The organism is Bacillus sp. CD3-5 (genome assembly GCF_006349665.1).
Classification (GTDB): Bacteria; Bacillota; Bacilli; order Bacillales; family Bacillaceae_G; genus Bacillus_A; species Bacillus_A paranthracis.
Map to the genome: position 1 here is coordinate 13,562 of NZ_VEPX01000006.1, position 12,702 is coordinate 26,263.

The following is a 12,702-nucleotide window of genomic DNA, read 5'->3' on the forward strand; positions in this document are numbered from 1 at the left end:
AATAGATTACAATTTTACGGTAACCTAAATTACAATATTCGTCAAGGTTAATAATTTATATTTCTGAAAATTGTTACATCATTACACTAAACTATATTCTAATTGAATTTCATGTAAAATCGGGATATTATCATACCCAATGCGCGGAATTTCTTTCTTTATTTTTCGTGCCTCTTCCACCGCATTTACATATAAATTCGTCATCAAAAAATTACGTTTTTGGTAAAAACGTAACGCATTTATATTATCATTTGTTGTTATAAGCCAAACCTTCCTGCACCGTTCTTCTTCTGCAACTCGTAATACACAATCCACAAGTTTTGTCCCTATTCCTTTTCTTTCTTCAAAGCTATCTAACGATACAATTTCGCACATATTTCTGATCAATTCATACGTTACAATTCCGATTATTCTGTCTTCTGAGAGTGCAACAAATCCTGGCAACTCTTCTAACTGATGTCCCTTACCACGTGAAACCATCAATGAACTCCCCCAGTTCTCACACATGAACATTCGAATTGTTTCTTTCATCGCTGGCGTAATTTTTTGTATATGCACCATTTCCTATTTCTCCCCTTTTCTATCCTTGTGATACAATATAAGTGTATCACATGTAACGGTATTTGGAGGATGAGGTAAAGTATGAAACGTTTTTTTGCAGCATTGTTTACTATACTAGGTGCGATAACTGCCCTTGGGATTTTCTTTACAAATAAGGTGATGTACTTAAAGAAAAAAACAGAGGAGGAAATACTCGAAAGAGAAACGAAAAAACATTTTCGTATAGAGGATTTTGAAGCTCTTCATAAAGAAGAAATTCATATTCCTTCGCAATTCGGATATGATCTTCACGGATATTACATTCCTGCTGGTCATTCCAATAAGTTTATGATTTTCTGTCACGGCGTAACTGTAAATAAAATGAACTCTGTAAAATATGCAAGGTTATTTTTAAACAGAGGATATAATGTCGTTATTTATGATCATCGTCGTCATGGTAAAACTGGCGGAAAAACAACAAGCTATGGATACTATGAAAAGCATGATTTAAAATCTGTAGTTGACTGGCTAAAAGATCGTTTTGGAACAAATATAACACTCGGTATTCATGGTGAATCGATGGGCGCTGCAACACTTCTTCAGTACGCAGGACTTGTAGAAGATGGTGCTGACTTCTATATTGCAGATTGTCCTTTCTCTGATTTCTACGGACAATTACAGCACCGTTTAAAGGTTGAATTCCATTTACCGAAATGGCCTTTATTACCTTTAGCAAATGCTTTCTTAAAAGTGCGTGACGGTTATACGATTCGCGAAGTTTCACCAATCGATTGTATAAAAAACATTAACAATCCCGTTCTCTTTATTCATAGTAAAGATGACGATTATATTTTAGCTGATATGACAAAAGCGTTATATGAAGCAAAAGAGAATAATAAACAACTTTATATTGCAGAACACGGCGCACACGCTTGCTCTTATAACGAAAATAAAGAAGAGTATGAAGCAGCCATTGATCAATTTTTAAACTCATATGTAAAAGAAACAAAAAACAGGCTTGCATAAGCCTGTTTTTTTATTGCGCTAAAACGTCTGTAACTTGTTCCATATTTTCAGAAATCCACTTTATTGCATCATCTAACGTTGGAAATTCTGTCGTTTGAAATGTTACCTCATCTTGCAGTAACCAAACATCCTTTGACTCTTGTCCTACACCAGCAATGGACCAGTGTAACAAACTATATGGATGATTATCATTCAAAAATGATGCCCACGTGCGCTCATTTGCAATATTTCGTAATGTACGTAATTGTTTATCCATCTTTCGTCACCTTACTCTAGTCAGTTATAAAAAACATTATAACACTCTCTTCTCTTCCAAAGAAAGTGCTCTTTTCATATTGTCAAGTACTTCTCTTGATTATATGATGAAATTAAGCGTTTGGGAAGGAGGGATAGCGTTGGCTAAAGTACAAATTAAAGTAAATGATAATGGCTCTTTTCGCGTTACAGGGGACGTGGAATTAGTTGATTCACAAGGGAATGTATTCCCAGCAAAACCGGCATTTTCTTTATGCCGTTGTGGTTTATCAAAAAATATGCCTTATTGCGATGCTTCGCATAAAGGTAAATTCGAATCTGTTGTTAGAGCACCAGAGGCAGAATAATTTCACATGTGACATGCACATTTTTTTGTGCATGTTTTTCTTTTTTACAACTCCGTTACATCCCTTCTCCTTACAACATTTTTCATACTTTTGTCTCCATGCCAGACCGCCTGTATTTTCACACAATTCTTCACATTCGAATATTTTTCACTAGCCTTTTTTCTTTTTTGTGCTATAATTTGAGCAAACAACATCCTTCGGGGTCGGGTGAAATTCCCAACCGGCGGTGATGAGGTGCAAACTTCTAAGTCCGTGACCCGTTTTCAACTCGAAAACGGTGGATCTAGTGAAACTCTAGGGCCGACAGTATAGTCTGGATGGGAGAAGGATATGTTTTCTAGTAATTTTATATAGCGAATACACTTTTATTTCAGTATGCATATTTTTATAGATTCAATTCAAATCTATATATATGTTTTATTTTGTATACTTTTCTTTCTATACTGGAATAAAAAGAGACGACTAGCGCTTGAAAAATTTGATATTTTGCTAGGTTTTTTCCTTATGCAAAAATATCAATCATCGTTAGGTTTCTTTCCTATACTTTCGTATTCGAACTATATTTCTAGAAATCACGTCTCCCAAACCTCAAGGATATTAAGTCCTTGAGGTTTTTTGATTTTTTCAGGAGAGGTGAAAAGAATGACAGATCAAGAATATATGAGGATTGCCCTGCAGTTAGCAGAAGGAACATCTGGGCAAACAAGTCCAAATCCTATGGTTGGTGCTGTTGTTGTAAAAGACGGAAACATCGTCGGTATGGGAGCTCATTTACGTGCTGGTGAAGAACACGCAGAAGTTCATGCTCTTCATATGGCTGGTGACAAAGCAAAAGGAGCTACCGTGTATGTAACACTTGAACCATGTAGCCATTTTGGAAAAACACCACCTTGCTGTGAATTGCTCATCAAAAAAGAAGTCAAACGGGTTGTAATTGCTGCTCTTGATTGCAATCCGCTCGTTTCTGGTAACGGAAAAAGAAAATTAGAGGAAGCTGGCATCGAAGTAACTACCGGTGTTCTGGAAGCAGAAGCAGTTTTATTAAATCGCTACTTTTTTCACTACATGAAAACGAAACGTCCATTTGTAACAATAAAAACAGCGATGAGCTTAGACGGAAAAACAGCAACCGTTACTGGTGAAAGTAAGTGGATTACAGGTGAAGAAGCACGAGCTGATGTTCACCAATACCGCCATACACATGATGCTATTCTCGTTGGAGTGAATACAGTTATAGCTGATAATCCGCATTTAACAACAAGAATTCCTAACGGGGGTAAACATCCTATACGCGTTATTTTAGATACTCATTTACGAACGCCACCATCTTCTCATGTCATAACAGATGGTTTAGCACCGACATGGATTTTTGTTGGTAAGGATGTAAATAAAGAGAAAATAGCTTCTTATGAATCTGAAAATATAGTGATATTCCAAATGAAAACGAAGCAAATTGAAATACAAGATATTTTAGATTTACTCGGCGAAAAACAAATCCTATCTCTTTTCGTTGAGGGTGGGCAAACAGTTCATGCAAGGTTCTTACAAACAAACAATTTCAATGAAATTGTAACTTATATAAGCCCAAAATTAATTGGCGGGAAAGATGCCCCTACTTTATTTGGCGGCAATGGTTTTTCAACATTACAAGATGCACTTTCCTTGAAAATTCAAGAGATGAAACAAATTGGCGACGATATAAAGATTGTTGCTCATGCCCAAAGTGAGGTGACGGAATGTTTACAGGAATTGTAGAAGAATTAGGAACGATTGCAAACATGCAACAAAGCGGAGAAGCGATGAAGTTAACAATCCATGCAAATACAATTTTATCAGATGTTCACTTAGGTGATAGTATCGCGGTGAACGGTATTTGCTTAACTGTAACGAGTTTCACAACAACTTCATTCACAGTAGACGCAATGCCTGAAACGATGCAATCAACATCACTTCGCATGCTTAAACCGCAATGTAAAGTAAATTTAGAACGTGCAATGGCGGCAAACGGACGATTTGGTGGACATTTCGTTTCAGGGCATATTGATGGCATTGGGACGATTTTAAGCAAAAAACAACACTATAATGCCGTCTATTACAAAATAACTATTGCTGATGAATTATTACGCTATTGTTTGCATAAAGGATCCGTTGCTGTTGATGGAACGAGTTTAACAATATTTGATATAGACGAATCTTCCATTACCATTTCACTCATCCCGCACACAGTAAGCGAATCTGTTATCGGAGAAAAGAACGCCGGTGACATCGTAAACATTGAGTGCGACATGATTGGTAAATATATTGAACGCTTTATTTCTAAACCTGTAAAACGAACAAATTCAATGACCGAAAGCTTTTTACAAGAAAACGGATTTCTATAAGGGGGAAGCATGATGTTTCATCGTATTGAAGAAGCTCTAGAAGATTTAAAACAAGGAAAAGTCGTTATCGTATGTGATGATGAAAACCGCGAAAATGAAGGCGACTTTATCGCTTTAGCAGAGTATATTACGCCAGAAACAATTAACTTTATGATTACACATGGGCGTGGCCTCGTTTGTGTACCAATTACGGAAGAGTACGCAGAACGTCTACAATTAGAACCAATGGTAGCTCATAATACAGATTCGCATCATACTGCATTTACAGTGAGCATTGATCATGTTTCTACAACAACTGGGATTAGTGCCCACGAACGTGCAACTACAATAAAAGAATTGTTAAATCCTGCATCAAAAGGTGCTGATTTCAATCGTCCGGGACATATCTTTCCATTAATTGCGAAAGAAGGCGGTGTCCTGCGCCGTGCTGGTCATACAGAAGCTGCTGTCGATTTAGCACAGCTTTGCGGAGCGGAACCAGCTGGCGTCATTTGCGAAATTATTAATGAGGACGGTACGATGGCACGCGTACCTGATTTACTACAGTGTGCAAAACAATTTGATATAAAAATGATTACAATAGAAGATTTAATTGCTTATCGCCGCCACCATGAAACATTAGTGACGCGAGAAGTGGAAATTACATTACCTACAGATTTCGGTACTTTCCATGCAATTGGCTATTCTAATTCATTAGACTCGAAAGAGCATATCGCACTCGTAAAAGGTGATATTTCAACAGGAGAGCCTGTACTTGTACGCGTTCATTCAGAGTGCTTAACAGGAGATGTATTTGGCTCGTGCCGCTGTGATTGCGGACCACAACTCCATGCTGCCCTTGCTCAAATTGAGCGTGAAGGAAAAGGCGTTCTTCTTTATATGAGACAAGAAGGACGAGGTATTGGGCTTCTAAATAAGCTTCGCGCTTATAAGTTACAAGAAGAAGGGTTCGATACTGTAGAAGCAAATGAAAAGCTTGGATTCCCAGCGGATTTGCGTGATTATGGTATCGGTGCTCAAATTTTGAAAGATTTAGGTTTACAACATTTACGATTATTAACGAATAATCCACGAAAAATTGCTGGCTTACAAGGTTACGATTTAGAAGTAATCGAGCGTGTACCGTTACAAATGCCAACAAAAGAAGAAAATAAAACGTATTTACAAACGAAAGTAAACAAATTAGGACATTTACTAAATTTATAATTAAAGGAGAGATTTATTATGGTATTCGAAGGTCATTTAGTTGGTACAGGATTAAAAGTTGGGGTTGTTGTTGGACGTTTTAATGAATTTATTACAAGTAAGTTACTTGGCGGAGCTTTAGACGGATTAAAGCGTCACGGTGTAGAAGAAACTGATATTGATGTTGCTTGGGTGCCTGGCGCATTCGAAATTCCTTTAATCGCTAAAAAGATGGCGAATAGCGGGAAATATGATGCTGTTATTACGTTAGGCACTGTCATTCGTGGTGCTACAACACATTACGATTACGTTTGTAATGAAGTAGCAAAAGGTGTTGCATCTTTATCACTACAAACAGACATCCCCGTTATTTTCGGTGTATTGACGACTGAAACGATCGAGCAAGCGATTGAACGCGCGGGCACGAAAGCTGGTAATAAAGGTTATGAATCCGCCGTTGCTGCAATTGAAATGGCTCACTTATCAAAACAATGGGCATAATAAAAAGAGGCTGCGGCCTCTTTTTATTTTTTTACTTTTTTCCGTACATCTTTTATTAATTCATCCATTGTTTTTCCTTCTGTTTGTATACGAAGTGTTTGTGCTGTTCTCCATACATTCTCTCTTTTCTTCGCTTCTTCTATAATAGTAATTTCTTTTCGTACTTCCTTTAAATCTTTCCCTTCTGTTTTCAATCCAAAATGTTCAGCTTTCGTTCGAAAATGTTGTTCAATTCGTTGTTGCATCTCTTTTTGTTCAGGATTTTCGGCGGCCTTAACTGGATCAGCACTTATCGCTTTTAGTAAAATGAGACAAGTCATAATCGCTAATATATATTTGTGCATGTAAAATCCTCCAACCCAATATAAAGTGAAACTTTAATCAGTGGGGGGGGCTTCATCCCCCACTGATTATTAGTTGAACCAATCGGACTTTTATGGGCAGTTGATCCCCCACCTAACTTCTTTGCTTTCGCTGCTTTTTGAGGTGTGGGTCTTACTGCCCATTAAAGTCGGATAAATTACATATTTACTATGTACAATTGGTGCTTGGAAAATTCGTCCACCAAAATTCTTTTTTTCGCTCAAAAGTCACTAGTATCAAGCGTTCACAACTATTTATTACATTTTATTTACAAAAAAAGCAAACTCTTTTACAAGTTTGCTTTTTTCCATCTTATAATGCACATTCCTCAATCTCAAACCCTAAATCTTCAATCATACCCCAGTCTGCAGTCGGTTCTTGTCCAGCTGTCGTTAAGTAGTCTCCAACAAAAATAGAGTTCGCTGCAAATAAACCGATTGGCTGTACAGAACGTAAATTGATTTCACGCCCTCCTGAAATGCGAATTTCTTTTGTTGGGTTTACAAAACGCATCATTGCCAGCACTTTTAAACATTCTACTGGCGTTAACTCCTTTTGTCCTTCAAGCGGTGTACCCTTCACAGCAACAAGGAAATTACATGGAATGGAATCTGCATCTATACGTTGTAATTCGAATGCAATTTCAGCGCGTTCTTCTATTGTCTCTCCCATTCCAAAGATTGCCCCAGAACATGGTGAAATACCCGCTTGTTTCGCTTTTTGAACTGTATCAACACGATCGTCATACGTATGAGTGGAGCAAATACTTTCGTAATTATTCGCATGTGTATTTAAGTTGTGGTTATAACGGTGTACACCCGCTTCCGCTAAACGTCCTGCTTGATCTTCGTTTAAGAAACCTAAACAACAACAAATCTTTAAATCTGTCGTTTCACGAATCTCCTTAACGGCTCCAATTACGTGATTTACCTCTTTATCAGTCGGACGACGACCAGATGCCACAATACAATACGTACCCGCTTTACGGCGAATTGCTTCGTGTGCTCCTTCTACAATCTTTTCCTGCGTTAGCCATGCATATTTATCAATCGGTGCTTCTGAAATAATAGACTGTGAACAATATCCGCAATCTTCAGGGCATAATCCAGACTTCGTATTAATAATCATATTTAATTTTACTTTCTTACCAAAGTGATGGTGGCGAATGATATACGCAGCATTCATAATTTCTAAAATCTCTGTATCGTCAGCCTCTAATATCGCTATTGCATCTTCTTTCGTAATCACTTTCTCTTCTACGACGTCGTATGCAAGTTTTTTCCAATCCCTTTTTGTTTGTACTTGTTTCATTTCATCTCTTCCCCTCTTTTGTTATATGCACAAATAAAGCATGATACGTTGCCATTATCCCTTCATTTCCCGTGAAGTCTCTTTCGTATATGCGAAGCATCGCACGAAAGAGTGAGGGACTTTGACAATATGATTCTTCATTACTATTGGTCGCTCCTACTTTACGAATAGAATGTAGAAACTCCCTAACTTCTGTAAATCTCTCTATGTAACACGTTTCAGAAACATGTACATCCCCTGTTTCTATCTCACATATATGGCGCAACTGATTTTTCGAATAAAAACGTTGCCCAATCGATGTTTCATTTTGTATATTTTTTTCTTCTTTCGCTCGCTGGAACGAAGCATGCAATTCTTGAAATGTTTCCTGTCCAAATGTTGAAAAGAGTAATATCCCATCTATAGACAAATGATGAAATAAATTTCTTATCACTTGTTTTAAATCATTTAGCCATTGAAATGTGGCATTTGAAATAATGACATCATACGTTTCTTCTAGTCGTAATCTTTCGATATCCTCACAATAAAATGTTACATTGTTTACATTTTGTCTAGTTTTGGCAACTGTGATCATACTTTCAGCAAAATCAATAGCTGTAATATGTGCTTTCGGAAATAAGTTTGATAATTGCTCTGTAACATATCCTGTCCCGCATCCAAGTTCTAAAATACGTATCGATGCATTTACACTATATCGCCGATTCAATGTAGAAAGTAATGAATGTGCCATCTTTTTTTGTACATTTGCATATTGATCGTAGGATACAGCTGCTACATTAAACCGTTTTTGTAGTAACGTTTTGTTGATCATGTCGTATCCCCTCTACAAATTGAATTATCTCATTTACACAATATTCAAAATTCGTTACGCATAATGCGTGCCCAGCCTCATTTACTACCTTGAGCGTAGCAGTCTCATTCTCAGCCATACTACGCGCTGCAGACAATGGACATATTACATCCTGCTCTCCATGAATAAGCAGTATAGGTACTTTTATTTCTTTCAATTCTTCTCTCATATCTGTTTCTATTAAATAATCCAAACCGAATTGTAAAGACTGAATAGAATCACCTTTAAAATGTTTTACGATGTCTTCAAAACTTTTATTTTCTTTCAACTCATCTTTCGTAAACATATTTTCATAGAATCGCTTGAGCGTATCTTCTTTCCTTCTCGCCAAATTTCTTTTCAGCCGTTCTACATGCAAAGCATTCCAACCATTACTATAGTCACTTGCATTTGTAAATTTAGCAGTACCACCAATTAGTACGATACCCTTTGCCTTAATTTTTTTATAAGCTTGAATTGCCGCTAACGCTCCTAGTGACCATCCAACTAAAATTACATTTTCATCCTTTGCTACATCTATTATTCGCCCTGCAAATTCACTTTGTTCTTTCACGTTACGCCAATCAATGCATTGAACAAAATATCCTTTAAAATGCGGAAGTACTAAATCCCAAATATTTTCTTCCATTCCCCATCCAGGGATAAAAATGATCTTCAGCTCTTTCATACGAAAAGCTCCTCTTCTTTCGCAATGTGGGTAATTCGGTCAATAGCCCATTTTAAATCAGCTATTGTATGTTCAGATGTAACTGCAAAGCGAATTCGAGAACTATGGACCGGTACAGTGGGCGGACGAATTGCAATAGCTGCAATACCTGCCTCTTGTAACCTTTTACTAAACCGTAAAGTATTTTCATTTGAACCGACTACGATCGGTACAATATGAGTTGAGCTATTTCCTATATCAAAACCAGCTTCTCGTAAATGGTTTCTGAAATATGCTCCATTCTCTCTAAGCCTCTCTCTTCTTTCATTATCTTCTTTTACAATTTCAATTGCTTTTTGTACCGCTCCTAATGTTCCTGGCGGTAATGCAGTAGTAAAAATAAAGCTTCTCATTGTATTTCGTAAATACTCTATATAAATTGCATCGCCTGTCAAATACGCACCATAACACCCTAAAGCCTTGCTAAACGTCCCCATATGTATATCTATTTTTTGAGCAAGATCTTCTTCTATATGAGATAATCCAGCTCCGCCGATTCCATATATTCCACTCGCATGCGCTTCATCCACTACAATAATTGCCCCGTATTTCTCTTTCAGCTCCACTAACTCCCTCAAATACGCAGTATCACCATCCATACTAAAAACAGTATCTGTTACGATTAATTTCCGCTTTTCAGGAGATGCTGTTTTTAACAACGTCTCCAGATGATTGAAATCATTATGACGATACCTTTTATGCTCTGCCCCACTTAATATAATTCCATCAACAATGCTTGCGTGATTTAATTTGTCACTAAACACAATATCGTGACGACTCACTAATGAAGAGATCACTCCAATATTTGCGGTATATCCACTATTCACAACTAAGGCCTTTTCAGTGCCTTTCCAATCGCATATACTTCTCTCAACCTCTTCATACAGTGAATAGTTTCCTACCACGAGCCTTGATGCTGTCGCCCCAGTTCCATATTTTCTTGTACATGCGATAGCAGCTTCTTTTAACCTTTCATCTCCAGCTAACCCTAAATAATTATTTGATGCTAAATTTAGCATCCTTTTCTCATCTCGAATAAGCCATGTCTCTTCTGCTTGTTCTGTTACATGCAAATTACGATACTGCTCTCGCTCATGTAATTGTTGCAATTTAGATTGAAGATGTGTGCGCCACGTTTGATTCATTTCGGATAAGCTCCTCTAATTTTGAAATCATTATATATTCTTTAGCAGATTCCAAGACTTCTTCTCTTGTAAACTCACCTGCTAAGAATGGTAATAAACCTAAAACCGGTACCCCACTTAGCTCTTCAATCATTTCTTTATTTTCTTGCACTCTTTCTATTTCGCATTCTTTGCAGCCAGATAAAATTACACCTGCTACTGTTAAACCATGTGCCTTTGCATAAGCAATCGTTAAAACTGTATGATTTACTGTTCCTAATGTAGGGCGTGCTACTACAATAAGTGGAAGTTGTAATTCTTTTGCGAAATCAATTACTAAAGCGTCCTCTGTATACGGAACAGCTAATCCACCTGCTCCTTCTACAAGCAGACTATTAAACTCTTTCAATCGTTCATTATAGTGATGAATAATGTCTTTTAACGTTACTGTCCTTCCAGCTCTTTTCATAGCAAGTCTCGGAGCAAGCGGCTCTTCAATAGAATATGGGCAAATTTCATCTTCTTTTGTCGGTACACCTGATAATGCCTTTAACCTTGCTGCATCTCCCTCTGGATTTGATGCAACATGTCCACTTTGCAACGGTTTATATACCCCGATGTTATATCCCAATTCTCTAAATACACCTGCTAATGCACCGGCAACGACAGTTTTTCCCACTTCAGTATCCGTTGCTGTTATAAAAAAACCGCTCATTATTCTCCCTCCGTAACATCCGAGATTGCTTTATACAAAATACGTAACATATCATCAATCTCATCAATTGTAGAAGCAAGAGGTGGCATAAAGACAATCGTATTACCGAGCGGTCGGATAATCATGCCTAGTTCTCTTGAGCGTTTACATACTTGAACACCGACTCTCTCTGTCCATTCAAACGCTTCTTTCGTTTCCTTATCCTTCACAAGTTCAATTCCAACCATTAACCCGCACTGACGAATATCCCCTACATGTTTATATGCAAAGAGTTCTTCTAATTGCGTCGCCACATATTCTGTTTTACGTGCCACCTCTTCTATTAAATTTGTTTTCTCATATAGTTCTAAATTTGCAATTGCTACCGCACACCCTAACGGATTCCCTGTATAACTATGACCGTGGAAAAACGTTTTTTGTGCTTCGTAGCCTCCTAAAAAGGCATTATAAATTTCATCTGTCGTTACGGTGATTGCAACTGGTAAATATCCGCCCGTTAAACCTTTTCCGGCTGTTAAAATGTCCGGCGTTACATTTTCATGTTCACATGCAAACATTTTCCCGGTACGCCCAAATCCAGTCGCTACCTCATCTGTAATAAATAAAACGTTATATTTTGTACATAAATTACGTAGCCCTTTTAAGTATCCTTTTGGCATTGTAATCATACCGCCAGCACCTTGCATTAAAGGTTCTACAATTATCGCTGCAATTTCTTCATGTTTGTCTTTCAGCAGCTCTTCCATTTCTTCTAAATGTTTTTTTACAATTTCCTCCTTATTATTTCCATAAGGAGAACGATATGTATATGGATAAGGCATTTTAATTGCCTCAAATAAAAGTGAACTATACACTTGGTGAAACAAGTCTATTGCTCCTACTGAAACAGCCCCAATTGTATCACCGTGATACGCTTCTTTTAATGTTACAAATCTTTGTTTCTTCGGTTTTCCTTTATGCTGCCAATATTGAAATGCCATCTTAATTGCAATTTCAACAGCGCTAGAACCGGAGTCGGAATAGAATACTTTCTTCAAACCTTCTGGTACAACTTCAATTATTTTTTCTGCTAATAAAATAGATGGAACGTTAGCAAGTCCTAGCATAGTAGAATGGGCAATTTTATTTAATTGTTTACGAATTGCCTCATCTAGTTCCGGCACTTGATGCCCATGAACATTTAACCAAATAGACGAAACACCGTCCCAATATTCATTTCCATTTACATCGTATAGCTTTCTTCCCTCTCCACGTTCAATAATGACAGGATCTTCTTCTAAATAATCTTTCATTTGTGTAAATGGGTGCCATACGTAGGCTTTGTTTTTCTCCGATAATTCTTCATATGTATAAGATGGTTTGTCAGTCGTACTCTTACTAAAAGTCACAATTGTCACC

Annotated in this window: 15 protein-coding genes and 1 riboswitch; of the genes, 6 read left to right on the forward strand and 9 right to left on the reverse strand. The window is 37.3% G+C overall.

Annotated elements, in window-relative coordinates; all coding sequences use genetic code 11:
• Positions 1-81 precede the first annotated feature (81 nt).
• A complete protein-coding gene (locus tag FH036_RS13345) occupies positions 82-561 on the reverse strand; it encodes a GNAT family N-acetyltransferase (protein WP_139895865.1) in 480 nt (159 codons plus the stop codon).
• A gap of 81 nt (positions 562-642) precedes the next feature.
• Here FH036_RS13345 and FH036_RS13350 point away from each other — a divergent pair, with 81 nt between their 5' ends.
• Complete coding sequence (locus tag FH036_RS13350) at positions 643-1,566, forward strand: alpha/beta hydrolase (RefSeq protein ID WP_000819218.1); 924 nt, start codon at positions 643-645, stop codon at positions 1,564-1,566.
• 10 nt (positions 1,567-1,576) lie between these two features.
• Here FH036_RS13350 and FH036_RS13355 read toward each other — a convergent pair whose 3' ends face one another.
• Positions 1,577-1,822 carry a YqkC family protein gene (locus FH036_RS13355; RefSeq protein WP_000360809.1) on the reverse strand — a complete coding sequence of 82 codons (246 nt, stop codon included), beginning with the start codon at positions 1,820-1,822 and terminating at the stop codon, positions 1,577-1,579.
• A 139-nt stretch (positions 1,823-1,961) separates the two neighbouring features.
• Between FH036_RS13355 and FH036_RS13360 the strand changes: the two genes are divergently transcribed.
• From FH036_RS13360 to ribH, 5 genes are all read left to right on the forward strand, one after another.
• Positions 1,962-2,168: a CDGSH iron-sulfur domain-containing protein gene (locus tag FH036_RS13360; RefSeq protein WP_001151582.1), complete on the forward strand. Its 207-nt coding sequence runs from the start codon at positions 1,962-1,964 to the stop codon at positions 2,166-2,168.
• A gap of 189 nt (positions 2,169-2,357) precedes the next feature.
• Positions 2,358-2,501, forward strand: a riboswitch (FMN riboswitch).
• 309 nt (positions 2,502-2,810) lie between these two features.
• Positions 2,811-3,923, forward strand: a complete 1,113-nt coding sequence (gene ribD, locus FH036_RS13365; RefSeq protein ID WP_139895866.1) for a bifunctional diaminohydroxyphosphoribosylaminopyrimidine deaminase/5-amino-6-(5-phosphoribosylamino)uracil reductase RibD — start codon at positions 2,811-2,813, stop codon at positions 3,921-3,923.
• The gene (ribE, locus tag FH036_RS13370; protein ID WP_139895867.1) at positions 3,905-4,549 is read left to right on the forward strand and encodes a riboflavin synthase; all 645 of its coding nucleotides are present in this window, start codon (positions 3,905-3,907) and stop codon (positions 4,547-4,549) included. Before ribD ends, ribE begins: the two co-directional genes overlap by 19 nt.
• Before the next feature lie 12 nt (positions 4,550-4,561).
• The gene (gene ribBA / locus FH036_RS13375; protein WP_139895868.1) at positions 4,562-5,755 is read left to right on the forward strand and encodes a bifunctional 3,4-dihydroxy-2-butanone 4-phosphate synthase/GTP cyclohydrolase II; all 1,194 of its coding nucleotides are present in this window, start codon (positions 4,562-4,564) and stop codon (positions 5,753-5,755) included.
• Positions 5,756-5,773: 18 nt separating this feature from the next.
• Positions 5,774-6,235, forward strand: coding sequence for a 6,7-dimethyl-8-ribityllumazine synthase (ribH, locus tag FH036_RS13380; RefSeq protein WP_000230900.1), 462 nt, complete (start codon positions 5,774-5,776; stop codon positions 6,233-6,235).
• Positions 6,236-6,258: 23 nt separating this feature from the next.
• Here ribH and FH036_RS13385 read toward each other — a convergent pair whose 3' ends face one another.
• The 7 genes from FH036_RS13385 to bioA form a co-directional block, all read right to left on the reverse strand.
• A complete protein-coding gene (locus FH036_RS13385; RefSeq protein WP_000549778.1) occupies positions 6,259-6,579 on the reverse strand; it encodes a hypothetical protein in 321 nt (106 codons plus the stop codon).
• 331 nt (positions 6,580-6,910) lie between these two features.
• Positions 6,911-7,909, reverse strand: coding sequence for a biotin synthase (gene bioB / locus FH036_RS13390; protein ID WP_000815866.1), 999 nt, complete (start codon positions 7,907-7,909; stop codon positions 6,911-6,913).
• Position 7,910: 1 nt separating this feature from the next.
• On the reverse strand, positions 7,911-8,720 hold the full coding sequence (gene bioC / locus FH036_RS13395; protein ID WP_000608938.1) for a malonyl-ACP O-methyltransferase BioC: 810 nt from the start codon (positions 8,718-8,720) through the stop codon (positions 7,911-7,913).
• Positions 8,686-9,426, reverse strand: coding sequence for an alpha/beta fold hydrolase (locus FH036_RS13400; RefSeq protein WP_000661274.1), 741 nt, complete (start codon positions 9,424-9,426; stop codon positions 8,686-8,688). The genes bioC and FH036_RS13400 overlap by 35 nt, the downstream gene beginning before the upstream one ends.
• Entirely contained in the window at positions 9,423-10,610 is a 1,188-nt protein-coding gene (gene bioF / locus FH036_RS13405; protein ID WP_139895869.1) for an 8-amino-7-oxononanoate synthase, read from the reverse strand. Before bioF ends, FH036_RS13400 begins: the two co-directional genes overlap by 4 nt.
• Complete coding sequence (bioD, locus tag FH036_RS13410; protein ID WP_044793845.1) at positions 10,576-11,304, reverse strand: ATP-dependent dethiobiotin synthetase BioD; 729 nt, start codon at positions 11,302-11,304, stop codon at positions 10,576-10,578. The genes bioF and bioD overlap by 35 nt, the downstream gene beginning before the upstream one ends.
• Positions 11,304-12,692 (reverse strand): adenosylmethionine--8-amino-7-oxononanoate transaminase, encoded by a 1,389-nt coding sequence (gene bioA / locus FH036_RS13415; protein ID WP_139895870.1) that lies wholly within the window; start codon positions 12,690-12,692, stop codon positions 11,304-11,306. The genes bioD and bioA overlap by 1 nt, the downstream gene beginning before the upstream one ends.
• Positions 12,693-12,702: the final 10 nt, after the last annotated feature.